The organism is Klebsiella sp. DY2415, assembly GCF_026314315.1.
Taxonomy (GTDB): Bacteria; Pseudomonadota; Gammaproteobacteria; order Enterobacterales; family Enterobacteriaceae; genus Klebsiella; species Klebsiella ornithinolytica.
This window is the reverse complement of sequence record NZ_CP111115.1, coordinates 3,139,983-3,157,724: the sequence shown is the minus strand read 5'-3', so window position 1 is coordinate 3,157,724 and position 17,742 is coordinate 3,139,983. Positions and strand designations below refer to the sequence as shown.

14 protein-coding genes and 1 pseudogene are annotated in these 17,742 nt (G+C 51.2%); 7 read left to right on the top strand and 8 right to left on the bottom strand.

The genetic code is table 11. From position 1 onward, the window contains the following. Window positions 1–20: 20 nt before the first annotated feature. From OQV00_RS14905 to OQV00_RS14880, 6 genes and pseudogenes are all read left to right on the top strand, one after another. Window positions 21–2,615, top strand: coding sequence for an SGNH/GDSL hydrolase family protein (locus tag OQV00_RS14905; RefSeq protein WP_266278845.1), 2,595 nt, complete (start codon window positions 21–23; stop codon window positions 2,613–2,615). A gap of 132 nt (window positions 2,616–2,747) precedes the next feature. Next, window positions 2,748–3,776, top strand: coding sequence for an acyltransferase family protein (locus OQV00_RS14900; protein ID WP_266278844.1), 1,029 nt, complete (start codon window positions 2,748–2,750; stop codon window positions 3,774–3,776). A gap of 455 nt (window positions 3,777–4,231) precedes the next feature. Beyond that, window positions 4,232–4,522: a hypothetical protein gene (locus OQV00_RS14895; RefSeq protein ID WP_054828831.1), complete on the top strand. Its 291-nt coding sequence runs from the start codon at window positions 4,232–4,234 to the stop codon at window positions 4,520–4,522. Continuing rightward, the gene (locus tag OQV00_RS14890; protein WP_266278843.1) at window positions 4,522–5,787 is read left to right on the top strand and encodes a Y-family DNA polymerase; all 1,266 of its coding nucleotides are present in this window, start codon (window positions 4,522–4,524) and stop codon (window positions 5,785–5,787) included. The genes OQV00_RS14895 and OQV00_RS14890 overlap by 1 nt, the downstream gene beginning before the upstream one ends. Window positions 5,788–5,941: 154 nt before the next feature. Continuing rightward, window positions 5,942–6,175 (top strand): annotated as a pseudogene (locus OQV00_RS14885) (DUF4113 domain-containing protein); the annotation flags it as partial. Between the two features lie 290 nt (window positions 6,176–6,465). Beyond that, complete coding sequence (locus tag OQV00_RS14880) at window positions 6,466–7,368, top strand: lysogenic conversion protein (RefSeq protein WP_266278842.1); 903 nt, start codon at window positions 6,466–6,468, stop codon at window positions 7,366–7,368. Between the two features lie 531 nt (window positions 7,369–7,899). Here the strand turns inward: OQV00_RS14880 and OQV00_RS14875 are convergent. From OQV00_RS14875 to OQV00_RS14845, 7 genes are all read right to left on the bottom strand, one after another. Then, a complete protein-coding gene (locus OQV00_RS14875; protein ID WP_266278841.1) occupies window positions 7,900–8,529 on the bottom strand; it encodes a hypothetical protein in 630 nt (209 codons plus the stop codon). A 112-nt stretch (window positions 8,530–8,641) separates the two neighbouring features. Next, entirely contained in the window at window positions 8,642–9,319 is a 678-nt protein-coding gene (locus OQV00_RS14870) for an SOS response-associated peptidase (protein WP_266278840.1), read from the bottom strand. 208 nt (window positions 9,320–9,527) lie between these two features. Then, the gene (sapB, locus tag OQV00_RS14865; protein WP_004861121.1) at window positions 9,528–10,493 is read right to left on the bottom strand and encodes a putrescine export ABC transporter permease SapB; all 966 of its coding nucleotides are present in this window, start codon (window positions 10,491–10,493) and stop codon (window positions 9,528–9,530) included. Further along, window positions 10,490–12,133, bottom strand: a complete 1,644-nt coding sequence (gene sapA, locus OQV00_RS14860) for an ABC transporter substrate-binding protein SapA (RefSeq protein ID WP_004861123.1) — start codon at window positions 12,131–12,133, stop codon at window positions 10,490–10,492. The genes sapB and sapA overlap by 4 nt, the downstream gene beginning before the upstream one ends. 399 nt (window positions 12,134–12,532) lie before the next feature. Then, complete coding sequence (locus OQV00_RS14855) at window positions 12,533–12,817, bottom strand: hypothetical protein (protein ID WP_048024413.1); 285 nt, start codon at window positions 12,815–12,817, stop codon at window positions 12,533–12,535. Between the two features lie 174 nt (window positions 12,818–12,991). After that, the gene (locus OQV00_RS14850; protein WP_004861127.1) at window positions 12,992–13,306 is read right to left on the bottom strand and encodes a PTS sugar transporter subunit IIB; all 315 of its coding nucleotides are present in this window, start codon (window positions 13,304–13,306) and stop codon (window positions 12,992–12,994) included. Window positions 13,307–13,470: 164 nt separating this feature from the next. Beyond that, on the bottom strand, window positions 13,471–14,361 hold the full coding sequence (locus tag OQV00_RS14845; RefSeq protein ID WP_142523940.1) for an SDR family oxidoreductase: 891 nt from the start codon (window positions 14,359–14,361) through the stop codon (window positions 13,471–13,473). Window positions 14,362–14,458: 97 nt separating this feature from the next. Between OQV00_RS14845 and OQV00_RS14840 the strand changes: the two genes are divergently transcribed. Further along, on the top strand, window positions 14,459–15,322 hold the full coding sequence (locus OQV00_RS14840) for a helix-turn-helix transcriptional regulator (RefSeq protein WP_004861134.1): 864 nt from the start codon (window positions 14,459–14,461) through the stop codon (window positions 15,320–15,322). Here the strand turns inward: OQV00_RS14840 and OQV00_RS14835 are convergent. Beyond that, a complete protein-coding gene (locus tag OQV00_RS14835; protein WP_048024412.1) occupies window positions 15,303–17,609 on the bottom strand; it encodes a helix-turn-helix domain-containing protein in 2,307 nt (768 codons plus the stop codon). The two genes, OQV00_RS14840 and OQV00_RS14835, sit on opposite strands and share 20 nt — an antisense overlap. Window positions 17,610–17,742 lie beyond the last annotated feature (133 nt).

Sequence of the window (17,742 nt, the reverse complement as noted above, 5' to 3'; positions counted from 1 at the left end):
GCCTTTTTTGGAGTAAAAACATGGCCTATGTTCCACCCGTGGGGCAGACAACAGACCCCGATATTTTCCTGGAAAACGTTAAGCGGGCCGATCGGTTGGTGAGTGGCCCGGCGGAAACGGTGCCCGACCGCGGCGGGGAGCCGCTGGATACCTGGCGCCAGATGATGGTGAAAAACGATGAGGTCAGGAAGAACCTGATCCCGCTCAGTAAGCAATACCAGACGCTGGCGGCGGCGCAGGCGGATATTGCCAATATCCCGGAGGGCTCAACCACGTATTACCGTAGCCCGGATGATAGCGCGCTGGCTGTTGAGGTAATCAACAACGGCGGGACGCTGCAGCCTACCGGGCGGCAGATGCCGTCTCAGTCATATCTGGATTCCGTCAGTGCTGTGACTGGGCAGATTTATTCTGATGTAGGGCGCGGCTCACTGGTCATTAACTATTTCGACAAAGAGCGGACTATGGATGGTTTTGCGGTTGGCACTACCGGTTCGCTGGTCGCAAATGCGGCGTACTTTGCGAGTGATATGATACCCGCGCTCGAGGGTACGCAGTATGTTTTCGCTGTGAATGTGTCACAACTGGCATTTTATGATTTACAGGGCAGCTTCATTTCCTATGTTGCAGGCACCACTGCGGGTGCTGCATTTACCACGCCAGCCAGAACTCGTTATATCCGGTTCTCGCAGACGCTGAGCACCGGCAAATCCGGACAGATGCTAATTAAAGGCACTTCTCTTCCTGCTGGTTACATTGGGGCCGGTCTGGTCGACCCCTTCACCGCAAAACGAGTCGCCCTCGCGCAGGCAATTGATATCAGCTCACGTGCAAACGCTCTGGTTAGGAATCTTTTTGATAAAAACCGGGCTAACGACGGATATGCGCTCTCGACTAACGGCAGTCTGACGGCAAATGCCAGCTATTTTGTTACTGACTATATCCCGGTCCTTCCCGGAGAGAGTTACATCCTCTCATCTGGTACGCAGGTATTATGCTTCTATGATCCTGACCTGAGCAAAACGTCAAATATCACTGTCGCTGCTGCAACGACCTTTACCGTTCCGACTGGTTCCTATTACCTGCGTTTCCAGAGCACGCCGCTATCGGGTAAAGAAAGTCTGATGGTTGTTCGCGGAACCTCTCTGCCGTCATCCTATGTGGGGTTTGGCGCGCTGACAACTGCAGAGGCAACGGCAATCACCCAGTCAATCAGCTGGGGAATTGCGGACGGTACTCTGGCCGCCATACGCAATATGTTCAACAAGGATGTTGCGCTGGATAATTATGCGCTGGCGACTACTGGAGCGCCCTATGTGGCATCCGGATATTTTGTCACGCCATTTATCCCGGTAAAACCTAACACGCAATACATCGCAAGCAGTGCATCAGGTGTGGTTGTCTATTTTGATATCAACAAAACCAAAATTTTGAACACCACTATTGCTGCCGGAACCGTTTTTACCACGCCATCTGGTGCGGTTTATGTCCGGTTTCAGGTATACGGTCTTTCAGCAAAAAACACACTGATGATGGTTGAAGGCTCAGCACTCCCTGCGAGCTACATGTCGTTTGGTTCGCCGACGTCAACTTACGTTGATACAAAATCGCTGACTGTAGCGCGCTCGGTCGCACTGTCCCTGCAAAAAGTGTCGGTGAATCTCTATAACAGTGAACTCGCCCTGACAGATACGGGTGTTTCTTATCAGACCGGCGGGTTGACATCTTCAGCGGGGTATTTCGCAACACCGAAAATGATGGTCACTCCTGGTGACTGGTTCGTGTCGACATATGGTTCTGGGGGAGGAGCGTTCTACGGGCTTGATGGTACATTCCTCAGCGGCTTCCAGAATCTGGTCGCAAATACGCCTTATGCTGTTCCTGGTAATGCATATTTTGTTCGGTTCCAGGTCTACAACCTGACACGCTTGAACAGCCTGATGGTTTCACCTGGTCAGGCTGTTCCTGCTGGATATGTTCCTTTCGGTGGGCAGGGGCAGGAATTGCCCTGGCAGGGAAAGGGGATCGGATTCCTTGGTGACAGCATAACAAACACGGGGAATTACATTGCGCCACTACTATCCCGGACTGGTATGCGCCAGATTGCCAATTATGGCGTACCAGGTCAGGGAGTCAGAACGATGGCTGATTCACTCAACGCCACCACTATTGATGCGATGGATTTCATTTCGATTCTGGGAGGGACGAACGATTATGGGGGAAATCGCCGGCTCGGGACAATTGCAGACGCTAGGGCGGATTATGACGATACGACGGTTAAATCGTTTTATTACGACGTGTTCTTCGTATTGAACAAAATCTATACCCTGAAACCAACGGTACGAGTGATGTTCAGCACGCCGATGAAACGTGGTGCATTTGAAAGCCAGCCAGTTTATCCGGCGGCGAACTCGGCCGGATTTACCCTGCCGCAGTACGTTCAGGCCATCAAAGAGGTGTGCTCATTGTTCAGCGTGCCCGTCTGCGATTTGTTTGCTGAAAGCGGACTGAATCTCTACAACCTGAGCGTCTATACCGGGGATAACCTGCATCCTAACGCCGCGGGTGGAGAGCTGATAGCTCGGAGGATGAGTAGCACAATAAATCAAATGTGATAACATTACTAACTTAACATACTAAAGTTAATATAAGTACAATGTGTCACCTGGAAAGGCTCTGTCAGTTAAACTATGTAGATTTGCAAGTGGGTTTTGCTGCTTTTTAGAACATTTATTTGAGGCATGGATATGAGAGAAAGAAATTTATCAATAGATGTTATGCGTGTTTTGGGTTTGCTTCTTATTATAATGGCACATGTTTCTCCTCCAGGTATAATATTTCAACTGAGAACATTTGATGTTCCCATGATGGTTTTTGTTTCAGGGATGTCTTATTTTGCTGCTGGCAAAAAGGATGTGAATATTATTCCTTATGTTTATTCAAGATTTAAAAGGTTGGTCGTGCCTGTTTGGTGTTTTTTAATCGTTTTCTTTAGTTTTATTTTTGTGTTTACACCCCGAGGCTTTGATAATCTGATAGATCCAGAAATGATAATCTCATCATTTGCATTAAATGGCTTTGGATATCTGTGGGTAATTAGAGTCTTTTTGATAATAGCCATATTATCACCTTTTTATGTGCTTGCTGCAGATAAAATAAAGGGCGTTGCAGTGCCGGTAGTGATTATTTTATTGCTTTTATTATCAACTTTAATTTCAGTTTGTATTAAAAATGAGGACTATTCATTAATTGATTTGTGTTTTAGTGATTATATAATACCAGCACTATCCTATGGGGCTGCCTTTATTTTAGGTTATTCGTACGTTAGAGCTAGTGAGAAAGATATGATTTTGTCATTTTTTGTTTTCCTTGCCGCCCTTATTTTGTGCGCTTTAATCCAATTTAGTTGGGGATCTGGTTTTCATTGGCCGCAAGAAAGTAAGTACCCGCCAACAATGTATTATATTCTGTACTCTCTAACAATATCTATCCCGCTTTATTTATTTGTTAAATATAAATTAGTCGGGAATATTAATGGGAGATATAAAGAGGCTTTGCTTTTTTTATCCTCAAATACAATTTGGGTTTACCTTTGGCATATACCTGTTGTGGAGTATTATCATCGGTTGCATCCGAATGTTAATTTTATATTTAAATATATCCCTGCCGTGCTAATTCCGGTGCTTATTGTAACGGTTCAGGTTAAAATGGTAAAAAAACTTATAAAGAAAAATCCAGCCAAATATGGGTTTTTAAAGGTTATATTTACAGGTTAATAAGTAGTTTAAAAACTCATCCATTAGAATATAACTTTTGGATGAGTTTTTTAATAGTGTTATTACTTTGCTAATACTATGTAATAGTCTGTTTTACAGAGTACAGGATGCTGGTATTCAGTATGACCGAGCAGCAGGTGGCCGATGTGATCGGGGTGGGGATGAAGACCGTTTATAAGTATTTCCCTGCGAGATAGGGATGCTCACCTGTGAACCGTATGCAAGAACTCGCAGGTGAGCAAGTCACTATGGTGGCAGACCATAGTCTGGAAATATTATCCTCTTGCTGCTGGCAAAACCATCAATCAGTTCAGAGCAGAAACCACTTTAGGACTTACCTGACTCAATACATCAATATGTTACGGCAGTGGCGATAATTGATAGCTGTAACCAATATTGACTGGGCTGGTCGATAAAACTACTGTATATGTAAACAGTATTTTTCGGAGGCCAATATGCTCCATTCTGAACCAATTTATGCAGCTACCGGCATAAGCCAGCACGCGACGTTTATCGATACACAGCGCGGAATTGCGGTTGTTGAGCGCTCATCATCACCCATCGCTACTGCGGTTTTGCTCGTTTCGTTTTGTGGATGCCAGCAGTTCGCCCGCTTTCTCGGCGGCGTGCTTATTACTGAAGATGGGGAGTCGATTGAAGGTGATGCGCTGGTAGATGTGGAGCTGATCGGTGTGGTTACGCACATAATCAGTAAGGCTGGCTTTGACGACTGTCCGGTGGTGTGATGTTTGCCCTGGTTGATGTCAATTCATTCTATGCATCTTGTGAGACTGTGTTTCGTCCAGACCTTAAGGGACGGCCGGTGGTTGTCCTTAGCAACAATGATGGCTGTGTGATTGCGCGCTCGGCTGAAGCAAAACCGTTCGTCAAAATGGGGGAGCCGTACTTTAAGCAAAAGGAGCAATTCCGCTGGCAGGGCGTTATCTGTTTCAGCAGTAACTACGAACTCTATGCGGATATGTCGAACCGGGTGATGACAACGCTCGAGGAACTATCCCCACGGTGCGAAATTTACAGTATCGACGAGGCCTTTTGCGACCTTACTGGCGTCCGCAACTGTCGTGACCTTACCGACTTTGGCAGGGAAATTCGCGAGACGGTTCTGCAACGCACGCATCTGACAGTTGGGGTGGGTATAGCCCAGACCAAAACCCTGGCGAAGCTGGCAAATCACGCGGCGAAGAAGTGGCAACGGCAGACTGGCGGTGTGGTGGACCTTTCCAACATAGAGAAACAACGAAAGTTGATGGCCGCACTTCCGGTTGAAGAGGTCTGGGGAGTTGGGCGCCGCATCAGCAAGAAATTAGAGGCAATGGGTATTAAGACGGTATTGCAGCTGGCGGACACCGATATCCGGTTTATCCGGAAGCATTTGAGTGTTGTGCTGGAGAGAACCGTTAGAGAGCTACGAGGTGAGCCTTGCCTTGGTCTGGAGGAGTTCGCGCCGGTAAAACAGGAAATTGTCTGTAGCCGGTCGTTCGGTGGGCGCATAACTGAATACCATGAGATGCGGCAGGCGATATGCAGCTATGCATCTCGCGCAGCGGAGAAGCTCCGTGGTGAGCATCAGTATTGCCGGTTTATCTCTGCGTTCGTCAAAACGAGCCCGTTTGCACTGAACGAACCGTATTATGGGAACAGCGCATCGGTAAAGTTGCTGACTCCTACCCAGGATAGCAGGGACATTATCGGCGCGGCCACCAGGTGCCTCGACGCTATCTGGAAAGATGGGCATAGGTACCAGAAAGCAGGCGTGATGCTGGGGGATTTCTACAGCCAGGGCGTAGCGCAACTCAACCTCTTCGATGATAACGCACCACGGAAGAACAGCGAGAAACTGATGGAAGTTCTCGACCATCTCAACGCAAAGGATGGCAAGGGTACGCTGTATTTTGCAGGGCAGGGAATCCAGACCGCCTGGCAGATGAAGCGAAAAATGCTTTCGCCTCGGTACACCACAAGATACAGTGACTTACTCGAAGTCAGGTGATTGAATCCATTAATTCTGACATGTGTTATTGCTAGTTCTGTGTCCAGTGGAGTCCGCTATGAGCGAAGAGCGGAAGTTAGCAGTTGAACTCGCAGCCAAATAGTCGCATTACTAACATTGTGGCGTGTAAATCAACTGGGAGCAGGTCAGTGTTATGCTGAGCGACTTCACACCGTCAGGTGTTTCTCAGCTTAATCTTATTGATGACGTTCAACCAAGAGCGAACAGTAAGCCGCTGACGCAGTTTATTGACCATATCAATCAGACTGGCATAGGGAATATCTGGTTTGCCGGAAGAGGCATGGCGCCAGCCTGGCAAATGAAGCTTGAAATGCTTTCATCAGCCTATATAACTCGCTGGAGCGATATTCCTGTCGCAAGGCTCTAGATAATCCATATATAATGATTATTCGTAAACTTCTATGGAATGAATATGATGACAGAACCTTTAAGTTGGGAGAGCTGGAGCAAGGTTTACCTGAACAAGAAACACAAAAAAAGAGCCTCACTTGAACGGTGGGGGCTACGAAACCTACACTCTGTAGAAACTCTTGATCACATTGTTTCTGAAGTTAAAAAAAATACTTAAACAACAATCCGTACATTAATGTTAGTGCAAACTCAATTTGGGTTGATGGGACACCTCAGGCAAAATTCACAGTAAGCAAGTACGAAAATGTGAACAACTCCTCTACGAGTTATGGCAACACGAATCAGGTTAATCTTAAAGCCGGGAAAGATGAAGTCCTTAACTGCGAACTAGCAGACCTTTTGTTTATCTTCAATGAATTTAATAGCCAAAATGGTTTTAAAAAAGTCCGTGCCGTTTTATTACAGGGCAAGTGCTCAGAAAAAAACAATTTATTGCCCGATGGACCTTCAACAGAAAAAGAAAGGAAGCTACTTGAATCAGTTAACCGGGAAGAACAGCTGACCTTATATCCTGGTACTAAAGCATCTGGTAAGAAAATAGGGATGTACAAACTTGGTGGCGATGAGCCGGGACTCGCTGATTGTGCCAAATATCTGATGATGCCGAAATATGAAGCATGGAACTATAAATCACCTGAAAACACAGATCCTTACGTGATCGGTTGGCCAGAAAATTCGTCAAGTAAAAGTCTCGGTGTGACAAAAAATTACTTAGATGCTGTCATCGATGACATGCTCACATATCAAAAAATGGGAAGAGAGGTTAAATTCAAAAATGGCGATATTGACAGGACATGCGAATGGTCAAAAATGATAGATGACTTGCTGACAAGTTATCACGGTGTAACTATGAAAGGCTATGATCGTCAAAGGCGTTTTTATAAGTCATCTGGATATATTCCTGACCATATTAAAATCCTTAGTTTGATGAACAATGATGTCAGTTTGTTTAGCCTCTTACAGATGGATTATGATGATTTTGTCTGGTGCTATGGTGATCTATATGATTATTTAGTAAAAAAATATGGCGTTGGGCATGAAAGGCTTATACAAAAAAAATTAAATTTATTTATTTCAGAACAGGGTCCTATCATTTCGACGATAACTGTAAACATTGATTATAATGAAGGTGAGTTTTCCCGAGATTAAATTATCATCGTGCAGAAAATAAAAAACCCGTCTATACAGTGTTTTTATTTTCTGCTCTTGCGCCCATTAGACTCTGCATTTATCGCAGGAAAATTTCCCGTTTGTTTTTTCTTACGTCATAAAATTTGTAAAAAGGACATGGTTTGGCTTGTATGATCTGCTCCCAGCAAACTAACATAGCATGATGTAAGCAAGTTCCGCTTATGGCACTCAACTGCCATAGGCGGGTACAAGGGCAGCTTCGAACGCAGGCTGTATGAAAACTCTGATTGCTGACAGAAGGTCACGCGTTTAGATGACTTCTTAGAAAATTTGCATAGAAAGATGATGCAGATTTTACTTAAAAGCGCAGGCGTCAGCCTCTTTTGCATTTACCTCTGAAGCTTAAACCGTTTTCACACAGTCTGAGCGAATTACAGACGCAACACTAAGTTTATTGCGCCCTTGAGCACAATCTTGACCAATGTGTAGAACTCATTGGGAAAAAAGTGCGGAAAATAGAGAATTAACTCAAGTTTTGTTTATATAGTTCTAAATGAATTTATCATGCCAAAAATACGTTGCGCCAGTTACATTTTGTGCATGAACTAGCCCATATTCAAATGTAGGTTCTTTCTTCATATGTTGCTTATTCAACTCTGGTTTATTCCAATAAATCAAGTTCGCTTCAAATTCACTCAATAGTTTCTCAGCGAAATCAAAAGGCTTAATCCATTCTATTGGGATGGTTCTGCTGTTTTTTAAAAAAACAACGCAGCACAAATATATACGCTTTGACAAATTGTCATATTTAGGATGGTGTAACTTAGTAATTGCGCTGTGGCCTGAAGAAAATCGTGAGCTCTTCGATGATGTCTTGCCGATGTAAACAAGCCTTTCATTTTCATCATCTCCAACTGTAATCAAATAAATAGGATAACAAGCTAGAGGGGCCTCACCATCACAATTTGACGATAAGTAATTTTGGTTAGACTGCCATGAAATATCTAGGTTTTGGGCTGAAAGGCCAATAGTTTCATGTAGTGCATATGAGGATTGGAGAACTAGAAAACATCCTATCTCTTTTTCAGGAATTAGTAATGAAGGGTCTTCCAAACTTCTGCGAAGATAATTTTCATTCGATCCGTATTCGAGGGGTCTGTAAGTTAATTCATAAGCCATAACATCGATCCTTTAAATTTCATAACGATATGTTAAGGGATGGATGACCTGCTGGTCAATGTGCCTAGGGACTAGCCATGTCAGCTTCTGGCATATTGCGGACGTTATGAATTTATAGGCGCTCAATACCCTCAATTAATTCTGGCCCTTGGTTTTTCACGTTACCCACGGAACGCGATACCGGGTGCCAGGTGAAATGGTCGGCGGACACTGCTCCGTCTCCGGCAATCTCAACTGCCTGCGCCCCCGTTACATCCTGCCGCATCCATTCGCGCGCTGCTTCCGGCATAAGGACGAGTGGGCGGCGGTCGTGAATATCGATTAGCCCTTGATCAGCCGCAGCGGTCACAATTAAAAATCCCTCTGCTTCATCTCCGCGTTCGAACGGTACGCTTCCGATCGCCGCCATAAAAATGGGTTGCCCGTCTTTTCGGTGGATGAAGTAGGGCTGTTTCATGTCACCTTCACGCTTCCACTCAAACCAGCCGTCAGCGAAACAGATAGCCCGGCCGTTTTGCCAGAGGGGTTTGAACATCCTGCTTGTCGCCGCAGTCTCAACCCGAGCATTAATCAGCGGTGGTTTATCCCACCACCCTGGCGCATAACCCCAGTGAACCGGGTCGAGATGCAGTTGTTCATCACGTTCGCTTAGAAGCAAAACTTTAGTCCCTGGCGCCACGTTGTAGCGTCCGATCGGTTCAGGGTCAAAGGCGATGTCTCGATCAGCCTCTTCGGCCAGATAAGCCAGGTATTCTTCTCTTGTCTGTGATTGAGCAAAACGTCCGCACATGGATACCTCCAGTTTTCAGACTGAAAGTATAAAAGATGTGGCTGATGGGGAGAGTTGATAGCTCCGGCAGCCACTTTTTGAAAATGGATTACCGGAGCAAGCGGGAAAAACAATGTGTACATTTTTGTGTACTAAAACAACAATAAATCAATGTTAAATATCATTAATCTATTGATATACATCTATTTATTAACTTAGTGCATAGCTGTTATCGTAGGGCATACCATTCCTTATGTTTCAGCGGGTTAGCCATCGCACCCAGAATATCTGATATCACGTTGACGGTAATCACCAGTGCGCCAATGACCATCACGCCGGCCGAAATGGCGGCGTAATCCTGCTGGCGAATCGCGTTTATCAACCAGCGACCGAGCCCCGGCCAGCTGAACACCATTTCAGTGATCATCGCCAGGGTCAGCATGGTTGAAAACTGCAGCCCAAGACGTGGGATCACCGGCGGCAGAGCGTTGTGCAGCACGTGGCGGTGTAAAATCGTACGTCGCGACACGCCGCGGGTAGCCGCCGCCTTCACGTAGTTGGTGTCATACACTTCGCTGGTGCTGATGCGCATCAGGCGGATCACTTCGGTGGTGGGGGCGACCGCCAGCGTCAGTACCGGCAGCACCATATGGCGAACGGCGCTGACGATCATCTCATGGCGCCACGGCGAATCGGACAGCCAGGCGTCAATCAGCGCAAAACCGGTAACCGTTTTCACTTCGTACAGCAGGTCGAAGCGCCCGGAGACCGGGAACCAGCCGAGGGTCAGAGAGAAAAAGAGCGTCAGCAGCAGCGCCAGCCAGAACACGGGAATCGAGAAGCCAAGCAGCGCGAGGGCGCTGATCAGCGTATCGGGCCACTTGTTGCGCATAATCCCCGCCAGCATACCGACGGGGATACCCACCAGCAGCGCGAAGCCAAACGCGAGGATACACAGCTCCATGGTGGCAGGGAAAACCTCTTTCAGCTGTTCGGAAATCAGCTGACCGTTAATGCTGGAGACCCCGAAGTCCCAGTGCAACAGCCCGCTGAACCAAAACTGCCAGGCGTTCCACAGCGACGCGCCCTGCAGCGGGGCGTGGGGGGTAAAATAGCTCAGGCTGAAGCCGACGAAGGTCAGGAAAAAGAGGGTGACCAGCAGCAGCAGCAGGCGGCGCAGGGTAAAAATAATCATGGTTTTTTCACCTCGTCTTTTTTCTCCCGCGAGACGCCCGCAAAGGAAGCGTTGCCAAACGGACTCAGTATCAGACCTTTCATATCATAGCGGTAGGCCTGCAGACGCAGCGATGACGCCAGCGGCAGCACCGGCAGGTCGCGGGCCAGGATATGCTGCGCCTCTTTATAGGCTTCAATGCGCGACGCCAGCTGCTGCGAGCGCAGGGCCTTTTGCAATACCTCGTCAAATTCGCGATTGCACCAGTGGGCGAAGTTGGTCTGTGAGGCAATGGCCGCACAGCTCAGCAGCGGGCGGAAAAAACTATCCGGGTCGTTGCTGTCCGTGGCCCAACCGGAGAGCGTCAGATCGTGGTTCATGTCCATCAGCCTGGCCTCCTGGAAACGGCCTTCGACCGGCACAATAATCACCTTCACGCCAATTTGCGCCATGTCCGCCTGAATCAGCTCGGCGGTTTTCAGCGGGCTGGGGTTCCAGGCCTGTGAGCTGGTGGGCACCCAGAGCTTGAGCGTCAGCTTTTCCAGCCCCAGTGCTTTGAGCCGCTCGCGCGCTTCTTTTGGATTGTATTCGGTAATTTTAGCGTCGTTATCGTAGGCCCACGAGGCGCGCGGCAACATCGACGCGGCGGTTTCCGCCGTACCGTAATAAATAGACTGCATCAGGCGTTGGTTGTTGATAGCCAGCGCCAGCGCATGGCGAACTTCCGGTTTATCCAGCGGCGGCCGGGCGGTATTGAACGCCAGCCAGGCGATATTCATTCCCGGGCGTAGCGTCAGACGCAGACGGGGATCGTCGCGTAAAATGGTCAACTGGCTGGCGGCAGGCCAGGCCAGAACGTCGCACTCACCGGTGAGCAGTTTCGACAAGCGGCCGGTACCGCCGGAACCGAGGTCGACCACCACCTGCGGCATCAGCGGTTTACCGCGCCAGTAATCCGGATGGCGCTGCAGGCGCACGTATTGCCCGGCGCGGTACTCTTCCAGCTGGAACGGACCGGTACCGACCGGTTGACGGTCAAGCTGTTCCGGCCGATCGGCTTTGGTCAACTGCGCGCCGTATTCCGCAGACATGACCGACGCATAGTGGGTGGCCAGGTGCCAGAGGAACGAGGCATCCGGGCGCTTCAGGCGAAATTCGACGGTTTGGTTGTCCAGCTTACGCACGCTTTCGACGCTGTCGGCGAACTGTAAGCTGTCGAAATAGGGGAAGCTGCTGCCGTTGACGCTGTGCCACGGATCGTCACGGTTAAAAATACGACTGAAGGTGAAAATCACATCGTCAGCGTTAAAGGCGCGGGTGGGTTTAAACCAGGATGTCGACTGGAAAGGGACGTGGCTACGCAGATGGAAGCGGTAAGTCGCGCCGTTATCCAGGACTTCCCAGCTTTCGGCCAGCTCAGGGACCAGACGGTAGGTATAGGGATCGACATCCAGCAGGCGATCGTACAGCTGGGCGGCTAACGTGTCGACAATCAGACCGCTGCTGACTTTCTGCGGGTTAAAGGTATTAACCTGACCGCTGACGCAGTAAACAAAGCCGCTATCGCGAATATCGGCATTCGCAGGCAGCGTGGGCGCGGCAACAGCCTGCCCGCACAGCAGCGATGCTACCGCCAGGAGAGAAGATATTTTCAGGCGCATAATGTTTTTATGATGATAGAGCGGTGCTCTATCTTATTAATATTGAATGACATATTCCATCACCTTCAACGCTCACAGGGACAATATCACGACGGCTGCGCCGCCGTGCTGTTCCGCAGGTTCGAATGCATACCACACCGCTACTTCGAGTATACCTCGTAAAACCACCAGGCGTTTTTATCCTCCATCTCCCTGAATAAACGGACAAAGCGTACGAGAGCACGGGTTGCGCCGATCGTGATGCTGCAAAGGGAGCTGTGGATTGATATTCATCAAAAACCTGAGGGTATGGTGCTCTTTTAGGCGCTTCTCAGCATATTCATGCGGTGTATGGCGGATAATGAAACATGGTATCTTTTTATTGCCACTTTCTCCAGTTAGCTGTTAATTCACCGACGCTTACAGCGGAAGTAAGCGGTTATATCGACCGATATAATCCTTTGGCGTGATTTCGATCGCCGTCCCACCCCGATGGGTGGCAACAAAGCTGCGCAGAACCAGTCCGCTGCACTTCTCGCTAATTTCCCAGCCCTGTTCGCTGTAGGAATCCAGGGTTGAACGGATACATAAATCGGAGAAGATCATCATTACGGAGAGGGCGGGCGAACGATGGTTTTTCATCGTGTGGGTCAGGCTGACATGGGCCGCATAGCGACTAAGAGTATGAATATTAACCGGAATCATGTGCGTTTTCAGTCCATTGAACGATGATGCGCAGACTATAATTCACATTGGCACATCTTACCAGTTACAAATAATTAACTCGGAGGGCGGGAGCGCCGGGGGTCATTCAATACCGACGATGCGGGATAATGCGGGCCGGCCGTCTGCGACTTACCCGCATTGTTTCATGCTCTGTCAGGTGAGCGATTGCGACAGATTGGCCAGCGCAAATTTAAGCACGCTGTCGCCGTTGAATGCGGCGTAGGGCAGGCTCTCAATAACCGCAATCTCCTGTTGGTCTTGCAGCACGTTAGCGATCTCATCCCTTTTATATTGAATATGCGGCGCCACTAATACGGCGTTGTAGGCCGGGGCAACGCTAAACACATTCTCCAGGCCTACGGCGCTAATTAACAGATTCAGACCCTGCGCATCCGCTATTTTTTGCATTTTCTTCGCTAAGATGTTCGCTGTCTCGCCGGACAGGCAACATATCAGTAATTTTTTCACGGTTTTATCCTCGATGGAGTACCGCAACTACCTTATTCCGCTCCCGGCGGAGAAAATGCGTGGCCCATCAATTTTGTCTGACAAATTTATTCGGGCGGCGAGATAAAAAAAGGGCCGCCGGCTCAGCGCGCGCTAAGCATACGGCCGCCTTTTTGGTGACATTGTCACTTATCGTGATTCAGGCGACGCAGATCGTCCAGCAGGCCCGGGCCGGTGGGCCGCCAGTTCAGCTGCTGACGGGTCCAGACCGAGGTTGCGCGTAAATCCATGCCGGCGAAGGCGGCAAACCAGCCAAAGTGGGCCGCCGCGCGATCGGCGCTCAGAGACTGCAGCGGCAGGTGCAGTTTCTCCGCCACCGCCTCGGCGATGCGCAGAGAGGGGATCGCCTCTTCATCAACGGCATGATAGCGCCTGCCGGCCAGACCTTGTTCCAGTACCCGCAGATACAGCGCGGCAACATCGCTGATGTGGGCGGCCGACCAGCAGTTATTCCCCTCGCCGACCACGGCCACGACCCCTTTTTCTGCCGCCTGCGCGATGTAATAGGTCAATAAGCCCTGGCGGGTGGTGTCATGCACCTGAGGCAGTCGCACCACCCGGACATCAACCCCGGCATCCAGCAGCCGGTTTCCCGCACGCTCTGAGGCGACGCGCGGGTTCGGGTGCCCGGGGTTGAAGTGCATTTCACTGGCGGGTAGTCCGTTACCGATGTCACCCATGGCGGTACCGGAGGTGATGATGAGCGGCCGCCGGCTGCCTTTCAACGCCGCGCCGATGGCGAGAATAACGCGGTGGTCTTTTTCGCAGTTTTCCACAAAGCGGCTGAAATCATGATCGAAAGCGGTGTGGATCACCGCATCGCAGCGGGCGACCGCCGCCAGCAGCGAGTCCGGATCTTCCAGGGTTCCGTACTGCACTTCTGCGCCTGCCGTCTGCAGCGCGAGGGCGCTGGCCTCTGAACGCGCCAGGCCGGTGACCTGGTGCCCGGTGGCCAGCAGTTCGCTGAGAATACGTGAGCCGATAAATCCGCTCGCGCCGGTGAGAAAAATTCGCATAACCTGCCTCCAGAATGAGTATCCAGGCTATGGTAGTCTTAACGCGATACGATAAAAGTAGAGACATTATCAGGGTATAAAGACTAACAGGCTGAGTATGAGCGACTCTTCAACGTATGCATTGGGTGAATTTCTGCGGGCGCGGCGTTTACGGCTCGATCCGGCAACATTTGGCTTCACGCCAGGCCGTCGGCGCACGCCCGGGCTCCGGCGCGAAGAGGTTGCTCAGCTGGCAAATATCAGCCCCACCTGGTACACCTGGCTGGAACAGGGGCGCGGCGGAGCGCCATCCCGGGAAGTGCTGGGCCGTATTGCCGGTGGATTAAGGCTGACAACGCCGGAGCGTGAACACCTGTTTATTCTGGCATTTGGCCATCCGCCGGAAACCCGGCTGATTGTCTCCGACGACATTACCCCGCGTTTACAGCGGGTGCTGGATGCCTTCCCCGTTCCGGCGATCGTCAAAACCGTCGCCTGGGACGTGATTGCGTGGAATGATGCCGCCGCCCGTGTCCTGACCGACTACGGCCGGCTGGCGCCCGCCGAACGTAATATTCTCCGTCGCCTGTTTACCCACCGCTCTGCGCGCAGCGCGCTGGAGGACTGGTCGTCCGTTGCCCGCCTTATCGTCAGCGCCTTTCGTGCCGATGTTGCCCGGGTAGGCGCATCGCCGGAAAACGAACGGCTCATCGCCGAACTCTGCCGTCAGAGCCCGGAATTTGACACCTTCTGGCGCAGCAATGATGTGGCCGGGCAGGGCGAAGGCTTTAAGCGCATGCATCATCCGCAGCTTGGTATGATTGAGCTGGAGTTTTCCACCTTTACCGTTGATGGCCGCCCGGACCTCACCATGATGGTATTTAACCCGGCAACCGAGGAGAGCCGGGTGAAAATCCATGATTGGGTAAAACAGGGAACGCCGTTATCTGATGGTGGAGAGGTTAGTCACTTACCGGGGTAAATTCGTAGAGAACCAGGGCGTTGCTTTCCAGCGAGTCGACGACATGCCAGCCGTTTTCCTGCCGCTCTTCTGAGACGCTCAGCGCCGGGCGGGCTTTGTGCATTATCCAGTGATAATCCTCTCCGTCCGGCCCGCTCTGGCTGCGGAAGGCGTCAAAAAGCGGGAATAACGCCCCGTGATGGCGATCGAAGAGATGCTGTTTAACCCGCCAGCGGCCCTCCAGCCCCAATAGCTGTACGCTATAGGGCTGGCTGAAGCGTTGGATAAAAGCCTCTTCGCTGGAGAGCCAGGGATTGAACACCACCGTATTACGTAACAGCAGCTGGTAATGTTCCCCGTGGCGTAACAGCAGCAGATTTTTGTCATTCACCAGCACCTCCCCACGCAGGCGGCGCCACAGCCACAGCACCCAGTAAACCGGACGCGGGAGGCCGTGCAGATAGTGCAGCGCCAGGCTCGAGGTATCCAGCTTGCCGTTCGCCCGCGCTTCGCCCTGCAGGCCTGAGTTGAGCCAGAACCCGGCCAGCCACACCTGATCCGCCAGCCCCAGCAGGTTATCCATCAACAGCGCGCCGCGAAAGAAACGGCCGTTGGTGTCGCGGGTGTTGCCGGTCAACGTATTCCAGGAGAGCAGCCAGACGGGAAGCGACAGCTGGCGCTGGCGCAGGGCGCTATGGATCTGGCGCAGTTTATGTACCGGATAGTTTTCGCTGGCGGCCAGCCTGCTGCTATCGAGCTGGGCCAGATCCAGCAGTTCGTTCGCATCGGCCTGACAGGCGAGAAAACTGGCTTCGGTCAACAGCGGCGAACGGAGCAGAGTGTCTTCAGCAATGGCGCTCTCCGGGAAGCGATGCCAGATCCCCAGCTGCGACTGCGGCACTATCGCCCGCAGCGTGTCGCGCTGCTGTTGCCAGGCGTGCTGGCGCGCCTCTTCGCTGGCCTGCGGTGACCAGTGCCAGACAAATCGCCAGCTGGCAAGCGTCGCCGGAGGGAAATGATTCGCGGCGAGGCGTAAAAAACGCTGTAGCAGATCGCAGCGGGTGGTCAGCCCGGTATGCAAAATCAGCCCCCAGCCCATGTTGGCCAGCCAGCTGAAAATTTGCTGCAGCTGGTACCAGCAGGCATAGCCTGCCATCTGCGGGTCATCCCAGCCGGTGGCGAACAGTCTGCTGCTGAGAAACGGGTCGTGAATATCAATCGCATAGACCGGCAGGGTATCGTGCAGCCGCTCCAGCTCGCGGCGGACATCTTCGCGTAATAAATCGTCCAGTTCGCGCACGGTGACCACGATTCGGGTATGGCGTAATGGCGTGGCCCGGCCCGGTAGCTGACGCAGATCAATCTGGCGGGTCTGCTGCGGATTCAGCCGCGGCGGAGGATTATCCCAGCCGTTTTTCTCCGGCTCATTCAGCCGGGCATAGAGGCGCTCCACGGCTACCGGCTGCCAGATATCGGCCTGGCCTATCCGTGAACGGACGGATTCCTGGTGGCTCTGCGGATGCTGCTGGCGAAACTGACGCGGCGTCAGTTCATGCAGCCGTTTAAACAGGTCGCTCATGATGCGGGTGCTGGCGAACCCCTGCTCCTGGGCGATCTGCTGCACCGACTTGCGGGTGGTGAGGAGCTGTTCCGCCGCCTTGTTGAGACGCAGAGCGGTAATGTACTGCACAAAGCTTACGCCGACCTCCTTGCGAAACAGCCTGGATAGCCAGGCTTCGGAGACAAATTCGGCCGCGGCGACATCGTGTAGCGAAAGCCGCTGCTGATAGTTGGCCTCGATCCGCGCCACCACCCGGGCAATGCGGCGGCTCCACTTCTCCGCTCCGCGCTGTGTCCTGGCGATGACGGGCCGGGTGTAGCGAGTAGCCAGCAGCAGGGCAATTTCACTGAGCCAGCGATTGGCTTCCAGGCGGTAGCGGGACTGGTGATTCACCAGTTCAATGACCAACAGCTGGCGCATCAGATGGCGCAGGTTATCATCGGCATCGCGGGTGGCGTCGGTGACCTGGTAGTCAACGGCGAAAAAATCACCGTCAAGACGCGTCAGCCAGCCGTAAGGCAGGGTCAACAGCATCACCGCATTGGCGGCGGCGGCGGTCAGGCTCCAGCGCTGATGACGGTTCACTATCGCCAGGTCGTCAGTATCCAGCTGCTGACGGAGATCGCCGTCATGCAGCCCGACGCGGCCTTCCAGCACCCACAGCAACGTTAAGGCATCGCTATCCTGTTGACTGTACTGACGAACATCGCGAACCACGACGCTAAAATCGCCTGAATGGTGTTCCACCGTAACGTCCCCTCAAAGACAAAAAATAACAGGTTATTTTTTGTCATAACCGATTTGTATGAAAAGCACTCATGAATAATCCGTCAATATAAAACAAAAAACAGCGCATCGTAGACTTTTTAACCGCATAAAC

Bases quoted from the DNA above. Each gene is read 5' to 3' on its own strand.
- OQV00_RS14905 (WP_266278845.1), top strand. From the start codon at position 21: ATGGCCTATGTTCCACCCGTGGGGCAGACAACAGACCCCGATATTTTC.
- OQV00_RS14900 (WP_266278844.1), top strand. From the start codon at position 2,748: ATGAGAGAAAGAAATTTATCAATAGATGTTATGCGTGTTTTGGGTTTG.
- OQV00_RS14895 (WP_054828831.1), top strand. From the start codon at position 4,232: ATGCTCCATTCTGAACCAATTTATGCAGCTACCGGCATAAGCCAGCAC.
- OQV00_RS14890 (WP_266278843.1), top strand. From the start codon at position 4,522: ATGTTTGCCCTGGTTGATGTCAATTCATTCTATGCATCTTGTGAGACT.
- OQV00_RS14875 (WP_266278841.1), bottom strand. From the start codon at position 8,529: ATGGCTTATGAATTAACTTACAGACCCCTCGAATACGGATCGAATGAA.
- OQV00_RS14870 (WP_266278840.1), bottom strand. From the start codon at position 9,319: ATGTGCGGACGTTTTGCTCAATCACAGACAAGAGAAGAATACCTGGCT.
- sapB (WP_004861121.1), bottom strand. From the start codon at position 10,493: ATGATTATTTTTACCCTGCGCCGCCTGCTGCTGCTGCTGGTCACCCTC.
- sapA (WP_004861123.1), bottom strand. From the start codon at position 12,133: ATGCGCCTGAAAATATCTTCTCTCCTGGCGGTAGCATCGCTGCTGTGC.
- OQV00_RS14855 (WP_048024413.1), bottom strand. From the start codon at position 12,817: ATGATTCCGGTTAATATTCATACTCTTAGTCGCTATGCGGCCCATGTC.
- OQV00_RS14845 (WP_142523940.1), bottom strand. From the start codon at position 14,361: ATGCGAATTTTTCTCACCGGCGCGAGCGGATTTATCGGCTCACGTATT.
- OQV00_RS14840 (WP_004861134.1), top strand. From the start codon at position 14,459: ATGAGCGACTCTTCAACGTATGCATTGGGTGAATTTCTGCGGGCGCGG.